The sequence below is a fragment of the Streptomyces sp. NPDC027189 genome, assembly GCF_055566975.1.
The window spans coordinates 44,672-63,436 of record NZ_JBVHRI010000019.1 but is presented as its reverse complement, the minus strand read 5'-3'; the positions used below and the strand labels follow the sequence as shown (position 1 = coordinate 63,436).

The window sequence follows — 18,765 nt, the reverse complement described above, 5'->3', positions numbered from 1 at the left end:
CAGGCACGCGCAAGATCCACAGGAACGAGGACCAGATGACCGACCCCGTGACGCTGGACGGCGAGGGCGTGATCGGCGAGTTCGACGAGAAGCGCGCCGAGAACGCCGTACGAGAGCTGCTGATCGCGGTCGGCGAGGACCCGGACCGCGAGGGCCTCAGGGAGACGCCGGGGCGGGTGGCACGTGCGTACAAGGAGTTGCTTGCCGGGCTGAGGCAGGCTCCGGAGGACGTACTGACGACGACGTTCGACCTTGGGCACGACGAGATGGTCCTGGTCAAGGACATCGAAATCGTCAGCCTGTGCGAGCACCATCTGCTGCCATTCCATGGAGTCGCCCACGTCGGATACATCCCGGCGGACACTGGCAAGATCACCGGTCTGTCGAAGCTCGCCCGCCTTGTCGAGGTGTTTGCGCGTCGCCCCCAGGTACAGGAACGACTCACCACGCAGATCGCCGACTCGCTGATGCGGATTCTTGAGGCGCGTGGCGCGATCGTCGTCATCGAGGCCGAACACATGTGCATGTCGGTGCGTGGTATTCGCAAGCCCGGAGCCAAGACCACGACCTCAGCAGTACGTGGGCAGCTTCGGGATGCTACGACCCGCGCTGAGGCGATGAGCCTGATACTGGCGCGCTGACCTGATTGTCAGTGCTGTCCCATACGGTTCCCGATCAGTGGATTGATTGCTGATCAAGGGGGATCGTGGTGGGGTATGGGGCGCCCAGCAGGCGGACAGTCAACGTGGTCGGCGGGCGTGCGCGAGCGCGGGACATCCAAGTGGTGTCCTGCGTTTCGCCTCGACCCCTGCCCCGGCTTCCTGGTCAACGGCCACCTCGTCGGCCGGCCCTGGTAACTCTCGGCTACGCCACCGGAGCCGTCCCGCCGTTGTGCTCGTCGTCCTCGGGGAGCTTGCAGACGCGTTCCAGGAAGAAGCCGGCCGCTATGACGCCGATGCCGGCGACGACGGAGAGGCCGGCGTAGATGGCCTGGTCGCGGCGGGCGGGGATCTCCAGGGATTCCAGCAGGAACGCGCCGGTGCCGCCGTACATACCGGCGACCAGGGCGGCGACCAGGGCGCTCGCCTGGCCGAAGACGACCGCGCGGGCGGCCATCAGCGGGTCGACGCCCTTGGCGCCGGGGCGGCGCTCGCGCTGGGCCTTCAGCCGGGCGCGCAGCGAGAGCGCCGTCGCGAGCAGGACGACCGCGATCAGGGCCAGGACGATGGGGGCGGCGAGCGGGACCCGGGGGAGCGTGCCCACCGCGTTCCACAGACGGGCACCCCCCCAGGACAGGACTCCGGCCACGACGAACACGGCCGCCAGCGTCCTGATGCGCAGCTGTTTCACTCAGATCCCCTCGCGGTTGCGTGTGCCGGCCCAGGGCCTTGCCGCCGGGGGTCCGGGGGTCGTCCCCCGGGGAGATGCAGCACCTCGCCCCTCCGGTCATCCGCGGCCTGATGGTCGTCTTGACCTTAACGACTACTCGGGCAGCCGGAGTTCCAGGTCGGCGCGGGGCGCGACGCCGTCCCGGGTGATCGTCGCGAGGAGCTGGGCGACGGGGCCGCGGCCCGGCAGTTGGGCCTCGGGCTCCACGTCGTGCCAGGGGGCGAGGACGAAGGCCCTCTCGTGGGCGCGCGGGTGAGGGAGGGTCAGAACCGGGTCGTCGGAGACGACATCGGCGTACGCCACGATGTCGACGTCGATCGTGCGCGGGCCCCAGTGCTCGTCCCGTACGCGGTGGAAGGCCTCCTCGACCGCGTGCGCCCGCTCCAGGAGCGAGGACGGGGGGAGGGTGGTCCTGAGGACCACGACCGCGTTGAAGTACGTCGGCTGGCTGCCCGGTTCGACGCCCCAGGGCTCGGTCTCGTAGACGGGGGAGACCGCTTTGACGCGGACGCCGGGGGTGTCCTCCAGCGCGTCGATGGCGCCCTGGAGGGTCTCCAGGCGGTTGCCCAGGTTCGCGCCGAGGGAGATCACCGCGCGCTTGGGGTTCTGCAGGGTCGTGTCGGCGGCGTCCACCCGCTCCACCACGGAGGCGGGTACCGGCTGTACGGTCGGGTCGCTCTGACCCTCGGTGTAGAAGGCGGTCATACTCGGCTCCGGGTGATGGTGACGGTCACGTCGTCGAAGGGGACCGTGATCGGCGCGTCCGGTTTGTGAACGCAGACCTCGACCTGCTGAACCCCGTCGTGCTTGAGACACGCCTGGGCGATGCGCTCGGCGAGCGTCTCGATGAGGTCGACGGGCTCGCCCTCGACGACGGCGACGACCTCCTCCGCCACGATGCCGTAGTGCACGGTCTTCGCCAGGTCGTCGTCGGCCGCGGCCGGTCGGGTGTCCAGGCCCAGCGTCAGGTCCACGATGAAGGTCTGGCCCTCCTCGCGTTCCTTCTGGAAGACACCGTGGTGCCCGCGGGCCTTGAGGCCGCGCAGCGCGACACGATCCACGCGAATCACTCCTGCAATCGTCGGTAGCGGCCAGCGTGAACCAAGTGCGGTCGGCACACCAGCCTGAAACGAATCTACCTGCGGGCACTGACAACGTTCGCCCATGAGGGCGGGCGCCCGGGCGAAGGTCATGAGGCTTCACCGGGCGTTTCCCCTGGGGAACACGGCGGCTCACGGGTTGGTAGCCGCCCCTACCCCGGGGTAGGTGATTCCAACCACTCCTTGGTTCCTGTGAGTCGCCTACCCACTCATCCGGGGGTGTCGTCGTCCTCTTCCTCGCCGGACTCGGCGAGTACGGGGGAGGCGTGGTGCGACCAGAGCTTCCAGCCGGCGGCTGTGCGACGGAACACATTCGTGGCGACGACCAGCTGGCCCACGAGCGGGCCGAGCTCGTCGCTGTCGTCGGGGGTGGGGCCGCCGCTGAGGATGTTCTCCGTGCAGGTGACCAGCGCCGTGTCGCCGGTGACGGAGACGTGCACGTCGGTGAGGAAGAACTGGATGTACTCGGTGTTCGCCATGATCAGCGCGTACGAGCGCAGCACCTCGCCGCGACCGTTGAGGACGGGCCAGCCGGGGTGGACACAGGAGATCGCCGCACCCTCGCCCTCGATGTCGTCCTCGGCCGTGTCCAGCGGGGACAGCCACAGCGAGGACAGCTGTTCGAAGTCGCCCCGCTCCATCGCCTCGTAGAAGGCGGTGTTGGCGAGTTCGACCTGTTCGACGTCGGTGCGGGGGGCGCTCACCGGGCTCCCTCTGCGGCCTGGGCCTCCGGGGCCGGTGCTCCCGCCGTGCGGGCGCCCTCGACGGCCCTGGCGACGCGGACGGCGTCGGCGGTGGCCCGTACCTCGTGGACGCGGACGGCCCACGCGCCCTGCTGGGCGGCGAGCGCGGAGACGGCGGCGGTCGCGGCGTCCCGCTCGCGCGCGGGCGGCGGGGCGCCCTCCGGGCCGGCCAGCACGCGGCCCAGGAACCGCTTGCGGGACGCGGCGACGAGCAGCGGGTGACCGAGTTCACGCAGCCGGTCGAGGTGGGCCAGGAGCGCCAGGTCGTGCTCGGGGTCCTTGGAGAAGCCGAGACCAGGGTCGACGACGATACGGTCGGGGGCGATGCCGCCCGCCAGAACGGCCTCCACGCGCGCGTGCAGCTCGTCGACGACTTCGGAGACGACGTTCTCGTACGTCCCCTTCACATTGCCGCCCTGCAGGAAGCCGCGCCAGTGCATGACCACGAAGGGGGCACCGGCCGCCGCGACGGCGGGGATCATCGCGGGGTCGGCGAGGCCGCCGCTGACGTCGTTGACGAGGGCGGCGCCCGCGGCGAGCGACTGCTCGGCGACGCTCGCGCGCATGGTGTCGACGGAGACGGTGACGCCCTCGGAGGCGAGGCCGCGGACCACCGGGATGACGCGCTTGAGTTCTTCCGCCTCGTCGACGCGGGTGGCGCCGGGGCGGGTGGACTCGCCGCCGACGTCCACGAGGTCGGCGCCCTCGCTGACCAGGCCGAGGCCGTGCTTGACGGCGGCCGTTGTGTCGAACCAGCGGCCGCCGTCGGAGAAGGAATCGGGGGTTACGTTGACGACGCCCATGACCGCGCAGCGGTCCCATGTCGGCAGTCCCGCGACTCGGCCGCGCCCGCGCTCATTGCTCATACATCCAGCCTAGGCCTCCAGCAGGGGGCCGAATCGCCTCCGGGAGACCCACTCGGTTCGACCGACCGCCTGGTACTTCGGCGGGCGGCCTGAGCGAGGGCCCAGGGCTGGGCGGTTCGGGCCCTCGCTCAGGCCTGTTCCAGGGGGCCTACGCCGCCCTGACCCCGCGCTCCGCCACCGCGTGCGCACACGGGCGTGGAGCCGGCGTCCGGCGGCGCAGCAGGCGCGGCAGGGCCAGGTTCACGAAGCCCTCGGCCTGCATGGCGGCGAAGCCGATGCGCGGGAGGTCGCGGGAGGAGCCGTAGACGACGAAGCGGGGCTCCCAGCGCGGGCGGAACTTGGCGTTGAACTTGTACAGGGACTCGATCTGGAACCAGCGCGAGAGGAAGACCAGCAGGCCGCGCCAGGCGCGCAGCACGGGTCCCGCGCCGATCTTCTCGCCGCGGGCGAGCGCCGAGCGGAACATCGCGAAGTTGAGCGAGATCCGCTGGATGCCGAGGCGGGGAGCCGCCTGGAGCGCCGCCACGATGAGGAGTTCGTTCATACCGGGGTCGGCGGAGCGGTCCCGGCGCATGAGGTCGAGCGAGACGCCGTCCGTTCCCCAGGGGACGAAGTGCAGGACGGCCTTCAGGTCACCGAACGGGCCGGGTTCGGCGTCGGCCTTGTGGGCGGTGGCGATCAGACAGTCCCCGTCGCCCGCGTCGCCGATGCGGCCGAGCGCCATGGAGAAGCCGCGTTCGGTGTCCGTGCCGCGCCAGTCCTCCGCCGCGCGACGTATGCGGTCCAGCTCCCCCTCGCCGAGGTCACGGATGCGCCGTACCCGCGTCTCGTAACCAGCCCTTTCGATGCGTTTCACCATCTGGCGCACATTTCGCATCGAGCGCCCGGCCAGGGAGAAATCCGCGACATCCACCACCGCCTCGTCACCCAGTTCGAGGGCGTCCAGACCGGTCTCGCGGGTCCACACTTCGCCGCCCGTCTCGGAGCAGCCCATGACGGCGGGCGTCCAGGAGTGCGCCTTGGCCTCGTCCATGAAGCGCTCGATCGCGCCGGGCCAGGCCTCCACATCGCCGATCGGGTCGCCGCTGGCCAGCATCACGCCCGACACGACGCGGTACGTCACCGCCGCCTTGCCGCTGGGCGAGAAGACGACGGCCTTGTCGCGGCGGAGCGCGAAGTGACCGAGCGAGTCGCGGCCGCCGTGCTTCTCCAAGAGGGCCCGCAGCCGGCTCTCGTCGTCCTCCGTGAGGCGTGCGGCGGGGTGTTCGGGCCGGAAGGCCAGGTAGATCGTCGTGACGGCGGTCAGCCAGCCGAGCGCGCCGAGCGAGAAGGCGACCGTCCAGGACGTGGGTCCGATGTAGTCGACGGGTCCTTCGAAGCCGACCAGGCCGTACAGGACGTGGGTGATGCGGTCGGCCAGACTCGGGTCGCCGACCATGTGGTTCTCGTGAACGCTGACGATGACGAGTCCGAGTCCGAGGGAACCGGCGCCCATGAGAACGAAGTTGGCGACCGCGCGCCAGCGGCTGCGCGGATCGGGCAGCGCCGCGAATTCGCCGCGGTGGCGCAGCAGCGGTGCGAGCAGCGCCAGGGAGATGACGACGCCGATGAGGGAGTGGCGGTAGGCGAACTGCGCGACGGCACCGGCCGGCAGCAGTACGACGGCGGCCCGCCACGCGCGGCGCTTGCGTCGGCGCAGCCCGTGAGCCAGCAGCAGCAGAAGCACGCCGGCACTGAGCGACAGAGCGGCGGCGAACGGGCCGAACGAGCCGGGCAGTACCTCGGCCATGGCGTGCATACGGCTGCGCCGGAAGCGCGGGAAGACGCCGGCGGCGATGTCCAGGAGTCCGACGAGCGTGCAGGCCCTGGCGACCAGGGCGGGGACGGCCTCCGGGCGCGGACCGCGGAGTATGCGCCGTGACCGGCCAGTTCGGCTCGGAACCTCGCCCGACATTTCCCCATCTATCCTGATAGACATCGCATCCCGTAGTTCTGCGAGAGACCTTGAATCCGGCGCCATTTCCGGCATCCGGCGACATTGCGCCCTCTAGGACGGTGTCTTGGGGAGACAGGTTCACTCCCCTCCGGAAAGCCGGTTCAAAAGGCAAGGAAAGTCCGGGGCAAGCGCACGCGAAGGAGCTGCGCAGGCCGGGGACGGAAAGCGCAGGCAGGAACAGCTCATGGGTCTCACGAGCAACAAGGTGCTGGTGCTGGCGGTCCTGCTCGCCGTGCTGCTGTTCGTCGGCACGGTGTGGTGGTGGCCACGGCTGGCACGGCGCAACTGGCGGGCCGTCAGCGGACGGGTCGGCCTGTTACTGGCCACCCAGGTGGCGATCTTCGCCTCGATCGGTCTCGGTGCCAACCAGGCGTTCGGGTTCTATGCCAGCTGGGCCGACCTCTTCGGGCAGGAGAGCGGCGAGGGTGTTGTCATAGACCACAACGGCTCGGGCGGCGGCCCTCTCCAAGTGGTCGACACCCAGCAGGTGAAGGTGTCGGGCGGATCCCGCCCGCAGATCGGCGGCCAGATCCAGAAGGTCGACATCGTCGGCCGTACAACGCACATCGCCACTCCGGCATACGTCTATCTGCCCCCGGAGTACTTCCAGCCGCAGTACCGCACCCGCACGTTCCCCGCCGCCACCGTCCTGACCGGCTACCCCGGCACCGCCGAGGCGCTCATCAAGGGGCTGCACTACCCGCAGACGGCCCACGAGATGGCCAAGAACGGCAAGATGCAGCCGATGATCCTCGTCATGCTGCGGCCGACCGTCGCGCCCCCGCGGGACACCGAGTGCGTCGACATCCCCGGCGGCCCGCAGACCGAGTCGTTCTTCGCCAAGGACCTCCCCGACGCCGTATCGGCCCACTACAGGGTGGGCAAAAAGCCGGGCAGCTGGGGCATCATCGGCGACTCCACGGGCGGCTACTGCGCGCTGAAGCTCGCCATCCACCACCCCGAGGTGTACGCCGCCGGCGTGGGCCTTTCGCCGTACTACAAGGCACCGATCGACCCCACGACGGGCGACCTCTTCCAGGGGGACAAGGCGCTGCAGAACAGCGCCGACCTGCGGTGGTACCTGAAGAACAAGCCCGCGCCCGACACCTCACTGCTCGTCAGCAGCAGCAAGGTGGGCGAGGCCAACTACAAGGCCACGCTGGGCTTCATAGACCTCGTGAAGTCCAAGCGGCTCACCCGGATCTCGTCGATCATCCTCGACAGCGGCGGCCACAACTTCAACACGTGGCGGCGGGAGATCCCGGCGACGCTGCAGTGGATCAGCGGGCGGTTGAGCGACCGCTGACCGGTTCCTTCAGCTACGAAGCTCACCGCGTGTGGCGGGGGCAGCCTGGAGAGTGGTGGTTCGGACAAAACGTCCGGCGGCGACAAGGGCCCATTCGTCGTGGGCGCCGACCGTGAGACCTATGAACCCCAACTGGAGAAGCGGGCCATCGACGTCGTCCGCGAATACGCGGCGACGCTCGCGGAATTCCTCGGCCTGAACGAGAACGGCGCGAACGCGAAGGCGGTCGCCTCCGGCGATGTCGACGCCACGGTCGCCGCGCCGAAGAAGCTCGCCGAGCCGAAGGGCCTGAAGGTGCTGCCCGCCGGCGACGCGGTGACCAGAACGCGTTCGCGGTGAGCTCCGAATTCGCGAAGAAGCACAACCTCGAGGCCCTTTCGGATCTCGGGAAGTCGGGCCTCAAGGTCAAGATTCGCGGCCGGGGACGAATGCGAGACGAGGCCCTTGTGCGCGCCGGCTCTGAAGACGACGTACGGAATCGGTATCTCCGGAATCGACCTCACGGGTGTCGGTACGACGCAGGCCAAGCGGGCGGTCAAGAACCGCAGGGGCCGCGAGTGATCTTGTGGAACTCAACCGGAAGGTCGATCCGGAAGGTCGATCCGGAGCGCCAGAAGGAGGCGGATGTCGTCAAGGAGTATCCGCAGTCGCAGGGTTTGATCAAGGAGTGGCCGCACGTGGAAGGAGAAGTGGCCGCGTGTCGGGAGAAGGGGTCGACCATGTGGGAAGTGGTGACCGATGAGGGAAGAAGCGACCCTTCTGGGACGAGCGGCGGGCCTTGTGGACGGCCGGGGCGGTGTGAAGGCTGCGGGATGGCTGTGTTTTTACCGGGCGGGACACCAAGATTCGCCTACGCGCGGTAAGTTTCTGGCCATGCCACGTGGACGTCACCGCCATTCCCCGCCCTTGCACAGGCTGCTGCCTCCTTCGGCGATCGCAGGCGTCTCGCTCGTCTGCGCCGTGGGGCCCTGGCTTTTCACGGAGCCGCTGGTGCTCCGTGGGCTGGCCGCGGGTGCCGCGGTGACAGCGGTCGTCGGCGCGGTCGTCATGCGCCGCTGGGACACCGCGGCGGGCAAACGCGTCGCGGACCTCACGCGCGCGCGGGCGAGTGACGAGTGGCGTCACGAGGAGCGCGTCGCCGAGCTGGAGACCGACCTCGACGAGTCGCGCGAGCTGCGCACCAAGCTGGAGCACAAACTGCGCGCGAAGCGCGCGGAGTTGGCGGGCCTGCGCAACGAACACGCGGCGCTGCTGCGGCGGTATGCCACGGCGGAGACGGAGCGGGCGAGCGCCCTGGAAGGGCGTCGGCAGCTCGCGATAGGGGCGTCGACTCCGGCCCGTGCGCTGCCCGCCGCGCGGACGGCGTCGGCGGAGCCGGAGACTCCGGAAGCGTCGGCCTCTTCGGAGCCGGTGGCTTCTGCGAAGGCGGCCGAGGCGTCGCAGGGGTCCGAGGACACGGCCGCCGCGAGCGCGTCGACGGCCGCAGAAGCGGAGGCTGCCGCAGAAGCGGACGCTGCCGCCTCCGAGTCCTCGGAAGCCTCCGAGTCCGTGGCGACGGACGCTTCTGAGTCTCCCGAGGTCTTCTCCCCGGCCGGGTCGTCGCTCTTCCTGCGGGCCAACGCGGCGCTGAACCGGATCGTGACCGGCGCTGCGGGGGAGGAGGCCGCGGAGGCCTCGGTACCGGCCGGGGCGGTCGAGGCCGCCCCGGCGAAGTCCCACTCGGTGATGGACGAGTCCGTGAGTGGTGAGTTCGCGGAGGCCGAGGCCCCGAAGGGCGGTTCCGCCGAGGCGGGCCCCTCCTCGGACGCCACCGCGGAGGAGGGTGAGGCGCAGGGGAAGCCCGAGGCGGCCGGCGGGCATCAGCGCGCGGCCGCCGAGGCGAAGCCCTCCCTGCCGTCGCAGCCGTCTCGGTCCTCCAAGTCGCCGCAGGGTGCGAAGCCCGCGGCGTCCGCGACGCCGTCCGGGCACTTCACGGTGCCGACCGCGGTGGCCGTCGTACCGGCGGCGCCCGTGCGGCGGCCGTCGGTCGAGGGCGGGTTCGACTTCTTCGGTACACAGAAGGAGTCGTCCGCGGCAGCGCTGGAGGCCGTGCAGAACGAGGACCTCGCGGACGTGGTCGGCCAGGAGGCGCTCGCCCTCCACAAGGCCGAGGCCGAGGCCGGGTTCAAGCCCGCGGACGAGGGCTCCCGCGGCGTGGGCCACCAGGTCATCGACCTGACCGCCCATGACGAGACGGAACAGATCGACGTGGCGGGTTTGCGCAGCGCGGCTTCCTGACGGACTGACGGGGCGACAGCCGGCCCCCTAGCCGTCACAGCTGTGGGCAATCGTGCCGCTGGGGCGGCGCCCGTCCCGCGGAGAGCGGCACCTCGCGACCGCCGAGCGGCGGACGCACCCCGAGCTCAGCCCGCAACCCGGGCAACGGGGAAACGGGCGGCACCCGTCCCATAACGGAGCGGCACGCGTCCCACAGCGAGCGGCACCCGACAAGCGCCGTCGAGGGACCCGACCCGAGCCCCCACCCCAGGCGCCCGGGAATCACGCGTCACGCCATCCACCGATCGGGCCGGGCCTCCCGCCGCCCCGTACGGGACCGGTCGGCCTGGGCCCGAAGAAGCTCCGCCGCCTCGGAGGCGTCCCGCAGCCGCGCCGTCACCGTCTTGTCCGCACCCGTGTCGACATGCACGTCGGCGACCCCCTTGAACCGTGCCCAGGGCCCCTGCGTCAGCCGCACGCTCTGCACCTTCGCGTGCGGCACGAGCGAGAGGCTGCGGCGCAGCAGGCCGTGCCGCGCCGCGAAGACGGTGTCGGTTACGGCGAGCCCGTACCCCCGCCACCAGAACGGCACGCACCAGCCCGCCCGCCGCGGCGGGCGGGACAAGGACGCCGGCAAGGACGCCGGCACCGTCACTCCCGGCAGCACCCCCGCGATCACCGACTCGGCGACCTCGCGCGGAGCGACGGGCACGAGCACGGAGTTCGACGACCCGGCCACGTCCAGCTCGACGCGCACCCACCCGCGCCGCCGCCACAGCAGCGGCTCCACGATCCGTACGGTCTGCACGCGTCCGGGCGGCACCGTCTCGTGCGTACGGTCGAGAAGCCCGTGGTCGATGCGCAGCCCGTCCGGCGATTCGCCCACCGTCCAGTCGTACTCGCCGACGAACCGCCCCACACTGCTCGCGCCCGCCGCGCCGAGCAGCGGCACTCCGGTCGCGAGGACCGTCCACACGCTGTGGGTGGCGAGCCACAGAACCGGCGGCACCACGAGCGCGGCGGCCAGGGAGCCCCAGGTGGCGCCGGTGAGCACCAGGGAAACGGCCAGCACGCGCGCGGGGACGTGCAGCAGCTGCCGTACCGGCGCCTCGCCGACCTCGTGCGCGGTCTCCGGCGCGAAACCTGCCGCGCGGGCGAGGAGTTCGGCGCGCAGCGCGCGGGCCTCACCCTCACCCAAGTACGCCAGTTCGTCCTTCTTGTCCGTTCCTATGACGTCGAGTTTGAGCTTGGCGACACCCGCGACACGGGCCAGCAGCGGCTGGGTGACGTCGACGGCCTGGAGCCGGTCGAGCCGGATGTGCGCGGTGCGGCGGAACAACAGGCCGGTACGGATGCGCAGTTCGGTGTCGGTCACCGCGAAGTGCGTGAACCACCAGCTCAGGAAGCCGTAGACGGCGGCACCCGGGACGAACACGGCGAGCCCGACGAGCAGCGCGGTCGTCGTGAGCCTGGTGAGCTGCTCCTGCGCCTGGTTGGGGTCGTGCACCGCCCATCCGGCGATCACGGCGACGGGCGCCCAGGCGCGCCGGAACGGCGTCACCGGGTGCAGCCGCCGCTCCACCAGCGGCTTCTTCACCCGTATCGCGTCCTCGGCGCCCGGCGCCGGCGTCGTCACAGCCCCGCCGATCGTGCCTCGCCCAGCTCGGTCAGCCGGTCCCGCAGCCGCTCGGCCTCGGCCGGGTCGAGACCCGGGATGCACGCGTCGGTGGCCGCGGCAGCCGTGTGCAGCTGCACGCTCGCGAGCCCGAAGTGCCGCTCGACGGGCCCGGAGGTCACCTCGACCAGCTGCATCCGTCCGTACGGCACCACGGTCTCCTCGCGCCACAGCACACCCCGGCTGATCAGCAGGTCGTCCGCGCGCTCGGCATACCGCCAGGAGCGCCAGTTGCGCCCCAGCATGCGCCAGCCCCAGGCCATCAGGGCGAGCGGCAGCAGGGCGAAGGCCGCCCAGACCGGCCCCGCGAGCAGTCCGAGCACCAGCCCCACGGCGATCACCAGCAACCCCAGCCACACCACCAGCAACAGCCGTCGCATCCGCAGCAGCCCCGGGGGCAGTCCGCTCCAGACCGGCCCGGCGTCGGCGTTTTCCATGGTCCCCGTCTCCATGTGGCAAGCGTACGTACGAGAGACTGTCCCCATGACTCCTACGACGGAGACCATGGTCGGTATCGGCGGCGCCGCGGAGAACACCGACATGGTGCTCAACATCGGTCCCCAGCACCCGTCCACGCACGGCGTGCTGCGGCTGCGACTCGTGCTCGACGGCGAGCGGATCCAGCACGCGGAGCCGGTCATCGGCTATATGCACCGCGGCGCGGAGAAGCTCTTCGAAGCGCGCGACTACCGCCAGATCATCATGCTCGCCAACCGCCACGACTGGCTGTCCGCCTTCTCGAACGAGCTGGGTGTGGTCCTCGCCGTGGAGCGGATGCTCGGCATGGAGGTCCCCGAACGCGCGGTGTGGATGCGCACGCTGCTCGCGGAGCTCAACCGGGTCCTGAACCACCTGATGTTCCTGGGTTCATACCCCCTGGAGCTGGGTGGGATCACCCCAATCTTCTACGCCTTCACGGAGCGCGAGGAGCTCCAGCACGTCATGGAGGAGATCTCCGGCGGGCGCATGCACTACATGTTCAACCGGGTCGGCGGCCTCAAGGAGGACCTTCCGGCCGGATGGACCTCACGCGCGCGTGCCTCCGTCGCCGCCCTGCGCTCGCGGTTGGACGTCTACGACGACCTGGTGCTCGGCAACGAGATCTTCCGGGGGCGTACGCGGGGCGTGGGCGTCCTCGCACCGGAGACCGTGCACGCGTACGGCGTGAGCGGGCCCATCGCGCGCGCCTCCGGCGTCGACTTCGACCTGCGCCGTGACGAGCCGTATCTCGCGTACGGGGAGCTCCAGGACACCCTGAAGGTGGTCACCCGCCAGGAGGGCGACTGTCTGTCCCGCTTCGAATGCCTCCTGGAGCAGACGCACAACTCGCTCGACCTCGCGGACGCCTGCCTCGACCGGCTCGCCGGGCTGCCGCCGGGGCCGATCAACCAGCGCCTTCCCAAGGTCCTGAAGGCACCCGAGGGCCACACATACACGTGGACCGAGAATCCCCTCGGCATCAACGGCTACTACCTGGTCAGCAAGGGCGAGAAGACCCCGTACCGGCTGAAGCTGCGCTCGGCCTCGTACAACAACATCCAGGCGCTCACCGAGCTGCTGCCGGGCACGCTGGTCGCGGACATGGTGGCGATCCTGGGGTCACTGTTCTTCGTGGTCGGGGACATCGACAAGTAGCCCCCCAAGGGAAGCGTTCGGAATTCCAACCGGCTGGAGCAGCCAGCCGAAGTCGCCGAGGCCGCCGGGCGCGGTGAGTTCCGCCGCCGCGCCCGCGTTCGCGAGGGCGCGTACGTAGGCGCCGGGGTCCGTGGACGCGAGCGCGAGCGGAGGGCGTGCGCCGCTCACCCCCAGCGTGCGCAGTGCGGCGCGCTGGGTCATCACGCGCCCCCCGGGCAGCGTGCACGCGTCGAGCGCCACGTGCGCGGTGATGTCGCACGACCCGTCCGGCACCGGCACCGTCTCCCGGCCCGCCCGGAAGCCCGTGAGCGTCCCGAAGGGCGGCCGGGCGGCGGCGAAGTGCGCGTAGTCGACGGCGACGGCGAGCCCCCGGTCGAGCGTGGACACGGCGGAGGTCCAAGCGGTGTCCCTGGGGAGCCCGATTTCGGCGCGGGTCCCTTCGGACGGCACAGCCACGGTTGCCGAGGCCTCGGACGGCAGCGGCCACCACCTCCGCAGCCACTCCGCGTCCGCCCCCGCCACGGGCTCCCCGAGGCGTTCGGTCCCGTCCCCTCGTACGAGAACCAGACGTCGTACGCCGTCGGAGTCCACCTCGGCGACATCCACCGGCACGTTGTCCAGCCACTCGTTGGCGAACAGCAGGCCGGTGATCCCCTTCGGGGGCTCGGCGAGCCACTCGATCCGGTGATCAAGGCCGGCGGGGCGCTCGGCGCGCTCGACCGCGTACCCGCGCGCGCGGGAGGCCACAGCCGCGGGAAGCGCGGCGAGGACGCCGGTCACCAGCTCGCCGCGGCCCGCCGCCATGTCGACGAAGGCGAGCGAGGCGGGGCGGTCGAGCGCCTCGTCGAGGCGGCACAGCAGCCGGGCCACGGCCTGCGCGAAGAGGGGCGACGCGTGCACCGAGGTGCGGAAGTGGCCCGCGGGCCCCTCGGGCCTGCGGTAGAAGCCGGAAGGCCCGTACAGCGCCTCCTCCGTCGCCTCACGCCAACCCCGCCACTCGCCCGTCGCCTCACGTCTCACCGGGCCAGGCTAAGCGTCACGGAGTGCGCAGCCTCCACCTTGGGGAGTACGAGTGCCGGTTACGGATCGGCCCTCCGGTTGACCCCTGCACACTGCACGCTTCCCTACTCTGGGTTACGTGCAGCGCCTCTATGACTTTCTCCGCAGACACCCGACGTGGGTCGACACCGCCTGGGCCGTCGTCCTGCTCGGGCTCGCCGGCGTGAGTGCCTCGAGTGTCAACGGGGCCCCGGACCACCACGGATCGTTCGCCGAGGCGTTCGCGCTCTCCGCCGTCCTGTGCGTCGTCGTCGCGCTGCGCCGCCGTATGCCGGAGAAGATGCTCCTGCTGACCTGCGCGGTCGGGGCGGTCCAGCTGGTCCTGGACGTCGAGACGATGGTCGCCGACTTCGCCATGCTGGTGATCGTCTACACGGTCGCCGCGAACGGCGCGCGCTGGGCCTCCAGGCTCGCGCTGGCCGTCGGCCTGTGCGCGGCGACCCTCGCGGAGGTGCGCTGGCCGCAGGGGGGCACGAGCGCCCTGGGCCATGTCGCGATAGCGGTCTTCCAGACGGTGCCGTTCGCTCTCGCCTGGGTGCTCGGCGACTCCCTGCGCACGCGCCGCGCCTACTTCGCCCAGCTGGAGGAGCGCGCCGCCCGCCTGGAGAAGGAGCGCGAGGCGCAGGCCAAGGTCGCGGTCGCCGCCGAGCGCGCCCGGATCGCGCGCGAGCTGCACGACGTCGTCGCGCACAACGTCTCCGTGATGGTGGTCCAGGCCGACGGTGCCGCGTACGTCATGGACACCGCGCCGGACCAGGCCAAGAAGGCCCTGGAGACGATTTCCGGAACCGGCCGTCAGGCCCTGGCCGAGATGCGCCGCCTGCTCGGAGTACTGCGCACCGGCGAGCACCAGGAGAGCGGCGAGTACGTGCCGCAGCCCGATGTCGAGCAGCTCGACGACCTCATCGAGCAGTGCCGCACCTCGGGCCTCCCCGTCGACTTCAAGGTGGAGGGCACCCCGCGCCCCCTCCCCAGCGGCGTAGAACTCACGGCGTACCGCATCGTGCAGGAGGCGCTCACCAACACGCGCAAGCACGGGGGGCCGAACGCGGGCGCGAGCGTGCGCCTGGTCTACTTCGACGACGGCCTCGGGCTCCTCGTCGAGGACGACGGCAAGGGCGCACCCCACGAGCTGTACGAGGAGGGGGGCGCCGACGGCCAGGGGCACGGCCTGATCGGCATGCGCGAGCGCGTCGGCATGGTCGGCGGCACCCTGGACGCGGGGCCCCGGCCCGGTGGAGGCTTCCGCATCAGTGCCCTGCTGCCGCTGAAGCCCGCCCACTGACACCTGTAACGACACCTTTTGGCCGCTTTTACAGCTTTTTGACTTCTGGCAGAGCTTTACACAGAGCTTGTGACAGAGAGGGAAGAGGACCCCGATGGCGATCCGAGTCATGCTCGTCGACGACCAGGTGCTGCTGCGCACCGGTTTCCGGATGGTGCTCGCCGCCCAGCCGGACATGGAGGTCGTGGCCGAGGCGGGCGACGGCGTCGAGGCCCTCCAGGTGCTGCGCGCCACCGCGGTCGACGTCGTGCTGATGGACGTCCGCATGCCGAAGCTGGACGGCGTCGAAACCACCCGGCGCATCTGCTCCGAGCCCAACCCGCCCAAGGTGCTGATCCTCACCACCTTCGACCTCGACGAGTACGCCTTCTCCGGGCTGAAGGCGGGCGCCTCCGGCTTCATGCTCAAGGACGTGCCGCCCGGCGAGCTGCTCACCGCCATCCGCTCCGTGCACAGCGGTGACGCCGTGGTCGCGCCGTCCACCACCCGACGCCTGCTGGACCGTTTCGCGCCGATGCTGCCCAGCGCCGGCAAGGAGCCCCAGCACAAGGAGCTGGAGCGGCTCACCGGCCGTGAGCGCGAGGTCATGGTGCTGGTCGCGCAGGGCCTGTCGAACGGGGAGATCGCCGCGCGCCTCGTCCTGTCCGAGGCGACCGTGAAGACCCATGTCGGGCGCATCCTGACCAAGCTGGGGCTGCGGGACCGGGTGCAGGTGGTCGTGCTCGCGTACGAGACGGGGCTGGTGCGGGCGGGCGGCCACGGCTGACTCCGCGGCCCGGCACGGCGCGGGCGTGGAGCACCGGGGGCGTGACCGCGGCGTAACCGGCGCCCACTAGGGTCTGCGCATGCTCCTGTGGATCAACGGCCCCTTCGGGGGCGGCAAGACACAGACCGCACACGAGATCCAGCGGCGGCTGCCCGGCAGCGTCGTCTGCGACCCGGAACACGCCGGTTTCGGCCTGCGCCGCATGCTGCCGCCCGAACTGCGCGGAGATTTCCAGGACTTGGAGTCCTGGCGGCGGGGTGTCGTCGAGGTGCTCGACCTCGCCCTCGGCAAGCACGACGGCGTCGTCATCGCGCCCATGACGGTCACGAACCCGCGCTACTTCGAGGAGACCGTCGGGCGGCTGCGCGAACTGGGCCACGATGTACGGCACTTCGCGCTCCTCGCCGAGCGCGAGACCGTGCTGAAGCGGCTGCGCGAGCGTGGCTTCGGGCACCTCCTGCAGTACGTCGCCGGCAAGGACGCCCCGCTGCGGCGCGAGAGTTGGGCCGTGCAGCAGCTCGACCACTGCCTGGAGCGGCTGCGCGAACCGGAGTTCGCCGAGCATCTGTGGACGGACCACACGACGGTCGCCAAGACAGCCGACCGCATCGCTGTGTTGGCGGGTCTGACGCTCACGCCGAACAAGGACGGCGTGCTGCGCGGGCGCCTGCGGCGGGCGTGGACGGGTGCGAAGCACATTCGCTTCGACTGACGGCTTGGCTTGGGGCTGGCGATATAACTCGATCGTGTGATCGTCGCTCTCCGGCCTTGTGGTGCCCAGCGCAGGAGGCCGCCGCCGTGGCGGTTCGGCCGTCGGCCTATTCGCCGACGCTGATCCGTCCGGTGGCCTCGTCCAAGTCGCGCAGCGGCACCGTACTCAGTGCTGGACGAGGCCCTCGTGCCGGAGCGGGTCCGTCTTGCGGCGGGCCTCCGCGGCGAGCTGGTGACGCAGCCGGGACCAGGAACCGGCGAAGAAGGCCTCGTCGCAGTCCTCCAGGAACTGCCTCAGCCAGGCCCGCACGCGCGGCGGATGTGCACGCTCATGTCCCCCATGGTGCACTCCACCACTGACAACGCCGCCCCGATTGACGTCGGCCGTCAATCGGGGCGACAGGCGCCGTGAGCAGGCGCAACCTGGGATGACCGGTCCGCGGCGGAGCCGCTGACGGATGAGGCCGCGGGCCCACCGGATCCCATCCCCGTCCCGAGAGGCGAACCGCCATGAGCATCACCCAGCAGTACTTCCTCGACGCCTACCGGGCCGCGCAGCACGGCGAGCCCGCCCCGCCCACACCCGGAAGCCGCGACTGGCAGCTCGCGCGCGAACTGCGTGACCACCGGCAGTTCCGGGCGGTCGTGGCGGGGCACCCGGCCCACGGCCGGATACGGGAGGCCCTGGGCGGGTGGCTGCACGGGCGCCGTGTCAGCTGCTGACGTCGGGCAGCCGCGCCACGAAGTCCCGTACCGCCGCCTTGACGTCGTCGGCCGTCCACTCCAGGCCGGGCGCCGCCACCGTGACCTCGGTGAAGGCCAGCCCCGGGCCGCCACGGACCCAGCTCTGCGCGAACAGGCCGGTCTTCGTCTCCTCGGCCTGCCGCAGCCCCGCGTTCGTGAGGGCGTCGGGGTCGTACGGCAGCCAGACCTGGAACTGGTGGGTGTGCGGCTCCTCGGGGTGGACGCGCGCCCACGGGACTCCGGCCTCCGCGAGCCCCTCACGCAGCGCGGCGGCGACCACGCGCGCGTGGGCCACATATTCCGGCAGCCGGGGCAGCTCCTGCTCCAGGCCGATGAGCGCGGCCAGGGCCGTCGGGAACTGCTGGAGGATCATGCCGCCGTACCGGTGCCGCCAGGCCTTCGCCTCGTCGATGAGGGTCTTCGGGCCCACGATCGCCGCCCCGCCGAAGCCGCCGAGCGACTTGTAGAACGACACGTAGACGCTGTCGGCGAGACCCGCGATCTCATCCAGGGAGCGGCCGAAGTGCGTGGAGCAGTCCCACAGCCGGGCCCCGTCGAAGTGGACCACCGCGTCGCGTTCCCGGGCGGCCTCCGTGACCTCGGAGAGCTCCTCCCAGGAAGGCAGAACGAAACCGGCGTCCCTGAGCGGCAGTTCCAGCATCAGTGCCCCGAAGGGCTCGTCGAAGTCCCGTATCTCCTCGGCGGTCGGGAGCCGGGGCAGGTCGGTCACACGGACCGGACGCAAGCCGCTGACCTGGCTGAACGCATGACGCTCATGGACCTCGGGATGGCCGAGCGCATGCACCGCGACGGTCGCGTTCCCGGTGCGCCCCGCCCAGCAGCGCAGGGCGACCTGCTGGGCCATGGTGCCGGTGGGGAAGAAGGCGGCGGCCTCCTTGCCCAGCAGATCCGCGACCCGCTCCTCCAGCGTCTCGACGATCCCGTCGCCGTACATGTCCGCCCGCCGGTCGAGGTCGTACACGCCCTCGGCGCTCTCGTTCAGCCAGGCCAGACGCTCGCGGATCGTCTGCTGGTAGCTGGGCCTCCACAGCACCCGTTCCGCTGCCCTCCAGACGACAGCACGCCGTTCGAATCGCTGCTCCGGGGACAGCTGCGCCGTCTCCTGCGTGACCTGCTCGGCCGTCCCGCCCACGGGCTGTTCCGCGGGCTCTTTCTCGGTCTCTGCCGCCCTGTCGCTCATCCCTGGATGATGTCGCGAGCCCACCCGACCGGT

The 18,765-nt window shown here is 71.0% G+C and carries 18 protein-coding genes and 2 pseudogenes; 9 read left to right on the top strand and 11 right to left on the bottom strand.

What is annotated here, in order from left to right; translation table 11 throughout:
- The first annotated feature begins 35 nt into the window (after positions 1-35).
- The gene (folE, locus tag ACZ4RZ_RS34995; protein WP_467750845.1) at positions 36-641 is read left to right on the top strand and encodes a GTP cyclohydrolase I FolE; all 606 of its coding nucleotides are present in this window, start codon (positions 36-38) and stop codon (positions 639-641) included.
- A gap of 223 nt (positions 642-864) precedes the next feature.
- On the opposite strand, the gene ACZ4RZ_RS34990 is transcribed toward folE, so the two are convergent.
- The 6 genes from ACZ4RZ_RS34990 to ACZ4RZ_RS34965 form a co-directional block, all read right to left on the bottom strand.
- The gene (locus tag ACZ4RZ_RS34990) at positions 865-1,350 is read right to left on the bottom strand and encodes a DUF3180 domain-containing protein (RefSeq protein ID WP_467750844.1); all 486 of its coding nucleotides are present in this window, start codon (positions 1,348-1,350) and stop codon (positions 865-867) included.
- A 132-nt stretch (positions 1,351-1,482) separates the two neighbouring features.
- Positions 1,483-2,094 (bottom strand): 2-amino-4-hydroxy-6-hydroxymethyldihydropteridine diphosphokinase, encoded by a 612-nt coding sequence (gene folK, locus ACZ4RZ_RS34985; protein ID WP_467750842.1) that lies wholly within the window; start codon positions 2,092-2,094, stop codon positions 1,483-1,485.
- A complete protein-coding gene (folB, locus tag ACZ4RZ_RS34980) occupies positions 2,091-2,450 on the bottom strand; it encodes a dihydroneopterin aldolase (protein WP_467750841.1) in 360 nt (119 codons plus the stop codon). Before folB ends, folK begins: the two co-directional genes overlap by 4 nt.
- 248 nt (positions 2,451-2,698) lie before the next feature.
- The gene (locus ACZ4RZ_RS34975) at positions 2,699-3,193 is read right to left on the bottom strand and encodes a nuclear transport factor 2 family protein (protein WP_467750839.1); all 495 of its coding nucleotides are present in this window, start codon (positions 3,191-3,193) and stop codon (positions 2,699-2,701) included.
- Positions 3,190-4,098, bottom strand: a complete 909-nt coding sequence (gene folP, locus ACZ4RZ_RS34970; protein WP_467750838.1) for a dihydropteroate synthase — start codon at positions 4,096-4,098, stop codon at positions 3,190-3,192. The genes ACZ4RZ_RS34975 and folP overlap by 4 nt, the downstream gene beginning before the upstream one ends.
- A 148-nt stretch (positions 4,099-4,246) precedes the next feature.
- Positions 4,247-6,052 carry a phosphatidylglycerol lysyltransferase domain-containing protein gene (locus ACZ4RZ_RS34965; RefSeq protein WP_467750837.1) on the bottom strand — a complete coding sequence of 602 codons (1,806 nt, stop codon included), beginning with the start codon at positions 6,050-6,052 and terminating at the stop codon, positions 4,247-4,249.
- Positions 6,053-6,278: 226 nt separating this feature from the next.
- On the opposite strand from ACZ4RZ_RS34965, the gene ACZ4RZ_RS34960 reads away from it, so the two are divergent.
- The 3 genes and pseudogenes from ACZ4RZ_RS34960 (at position 6,279) to ACZ4RZ_RS34950 (ending at position 9,677) form a co-directional block, all read left to right on the top strand.
- A complete protein-coding gene (locus ACZ4RZ_RS34960) occupies positions 6,279-7,400 on the top strand; it encodes an alpha/beta hydrolase (protein WP_467750835.1) in 1,122 nt (373 codons plus the stop codon).
- A gap of 45 nt (positions 7,401-7,445) precedes the next feature.
- Positions 7,446-7,943, top strand: a pseudogene (locus tag ACZ4RZ_RS34955) (glycine betaine ABC transporter substrate-binding protein); the annotation flags it as partial.
- 330 nt (positions 7,944-8,273) lie between these two features.
- Entirely contained in the window at positions 8,274-9,677 is a 1,404-nt protein-coding gene (locus ACZ4RZ_RS34950) for a hypothetical protein (RefSeq protein ID WP_467750834.1), read from the top strand.
- A 268-nt stretch (positions 9,678-9,945) separates the two neighbouring features.
- Here ACZ4RZ_RS34950 and ACZ4RZ_RS34945 read toward each other — a convergent pair whose 3' ends face one another.
- Positions 9,946-11,292 (bottom strand): PH domain-containing protein, encoded by a 1,347-nt coding sequence (locus ACZ4RZ_RS34945; protein ID WP_467750832.1) that lies wholly within the window; start codon positions 11,290-11,292, stop codon positions 9,946-9,948.
- Positions 11,289-11,783, bottom strand: coding sequence for a PH domain-containing protein (locus tag ACZ4RZ_RS34940; protein ID WP_467750831.1), 495 nt, complete (start codon positions 11,781-11,783; stop codon positions 11,289-11,291). The genes ACZ4RZ_RS34945 and ACZ4RZ_RS34940 overlap by 4 nt, the downstream gene beginning before the upstream one ends.
- Positions 11,784-11,814: 31 nt before the next feature.
- Here ACZ4RZ_RS34940 and ACZ4RZ_RS34935 point away from each other — a divergent pair, with 31 nt between their 5' ends.
- Positions 11,815-12,966: an NADH-quinone oxidoreductase subunit D gene (locus ACZ4RZ_RS34935; RefSeq protein WP_467750830.1), complete on the top strand. Its 1,152-nt coding sequence runs from the start codon at positions 11,815-11,817 to the stop codon at positions 12,964-12,966.
- On the opposite strand, the gene ACZ4RZ_RS34930 is transcribed toward ACZ4RZ_RS34935, so the two are convergent.
- Positions 12,931-13,986, bottom strand: a complete 1,056-nt coding sequence (locus tag ACZ4RZ_RS34930) for an SAM-dependent methyltransferase (protein ID WP_467750828.1) — start codon at positions 13,984-13,986, stop codon at positions 12,931-12,933. The two genes, ACZ4RZ_RS34935 and ACZ4RZ_RS34930, sit on opposite strands and share 36 nt — an antisense overlap.
- A gap of 118 nt (positions 13,987-14,104) precedes the next feature.
- Between ACZ4RZ_RS34930 and ACZ4RZ_RS34925 the strand changes: the two genes are divergently transcribed.
- From ACZ4RZ_RS34925 to ACZ4RZ_RS34915, 3 genes are all read left to right on the top strand, one after another.
- Positions 14,105-15,310 (top strand): sensor histidine kinase, encoded by a 1,206-nt coding sequence (locus ACZ4RZ_RS34925; protein WP_467750827.1) that lies wholly within the window; start codon positions 14,105-14,107, stop codon positions 15,308-15,310.
- A 94-nt stretch (positions 15,311-15,404) separates the two neighbouring features.
- Positions 15,405-16,076, top strand: a complete 672-nt coding sequence (locus tag ACZ4RZ_RS34920) for a response regulator transcription factor (RefSeq protein ID WP_467750825.1) — start codon at positions 15,405-15,407, stop codon at positions 16,074-16,076.
- 79 nt (positions 16,077-16,155) lie between these two features.
- Entirely contained in the window at positions 16,156-16,788 is a 633-nt protein-coding gene (locus ACZ4RZ_RS34915; protein WP_467750823.1) for an AAA family ATPase, read from the top strand.
- Between the two features lie 115 nt (positions 16,789-16,903).
- Here ACZ4RZ_RS34915 and ACZ4RZ_RS34910 read toward each other — a convergent pair.
- Positions 16,904-17,106: pseudogene (locus ACZ4RZ_RS34910) on the bottom strand (DUF5937 family protein); the annotation flags it as partial.
- 191 nt (positions 17,107-17,297) lie between these two features.
- On the opposite strand from ACZ4RZ_RS34910, the gene ACZ4RZ_RS34905 reads away from it, so the two are divergent.
- Positions 17,298-17,510: a hypothetical protein gene (locus tag ACZ4RZ_RS34905; RefSeq protein WP_467750821.1), complete on the top strand. Its 213-nt coding sequence runs from the start codon at positions 17,298-17,300 to the stop codon at positions 17,508-17,510.
- Here ACZ4RZ_RS34905 and ACZ4RZ_RS34900 read toward each other — a convergent pair.
- Positions 17,500-18,732: a threonine aldolase family protein gene (locus ACZ4RZ_RS34900; protein ID WP_467750819.1), complete on the bottom strand. Its 1,233-nt coding sequence runs from the start codon at positions 18,730-18,732 to the stop codon at positions 17,500-17,502. The genes ACZ4RZ_RS34905 and ACZ4RZ_RS34900 overlap by 11 nt on opposite strands.
- Between the last annotated feature and the right edge of the window lie 33 nt (positions 18,733-18,765).

Bases quoted from the DNA above. Each gene is read 5' to 3' on its own strand.
- ACZ4RZ_RS34965 (WP_467750837.1), bottom strand. From the start codon at position 6,052: ATGTCGGGCGAGGTTCCGAGCCGAACTGGCCGGTCACGGCGCATACTC.
- ACZ4RZ_RS34900 (WP_467750819.1), bottom strand. From the start codon at position 18,732: ATGAGCGACAGGGCGGCAGAGACCGAGAAAGAGCCCGCGGAACAGCCC.
- folP (WP_467750838.1), bottom strand. From the start codon at position 4,098: ATGAGCAATGAGCGCGGGCGCGGCCGAGTCGCGGGACTGCCGACATGG.
- ACZ4RZ_RS34915 (WP_467750823.1), top strand. From the start codon at position 16,156: ATGCTCCTGTGGATCAACGGCCCCTTCGGGGGCGGCAAGACACAGACC.
- ACZ4RZ_RS34940 (WP_467750831.1), bottom strand. From the start codon at position 11,783: ATGGAGACGGGGACCATGGAAAACGCCGACGCCGGGCCGGTCTGGAGC.
- folK (WP_467750842.1), bottom strand. From the start codon at position 2,094: ATGACCGCCTTCTACACCGAGGGTCAGAGCGACCCGACCGTACAGCCG.
- ACZ4RZ_RS34920 (WP_467750825.1), top strand. From the start codon at position 15,405: ATGGCGATCCGAGTCATGCTCGTCGACGACCAGGTGCTGCTGCGCACC.
- ACZ4RZ_RS34905 (WP_467750821.1), top strand. From the start codon at position 17,298: ATGAGCATCACCCAGCAGTACTTCCTCGACGCCTACCGGGCCGCGCAG.
- ACZ4RZ_RS34950 (WP_467750834.1), top strand. From the start codon at position 8,274: ATGCCACGTGGACGTCACCGCCATTCCCCGCCCTTGCACAGGCTGCTG.
- ACZ4RZ_RS34960 (WP_467750835.1), top strand. From the start codon at position 6,279: ATGGGTCTCACGAGCAACAAGGTGCTGGTGCTGGCGGTCCTGCTCGCC.
- ACZ4RZ_RS34935 (WP_467750830.1), top strand. From the start codon at position 11,815: ATGACTCCTACGACGGAGACCATGGTCGGTATCGGCGGCGCCGCGGAG.
- folE (WP_467750845.1), top strand. From the start codon at position 36: ATGACCGACCCCGTGACGCTGGACGGCGAGGGCGTGATCGGCGAGTTC.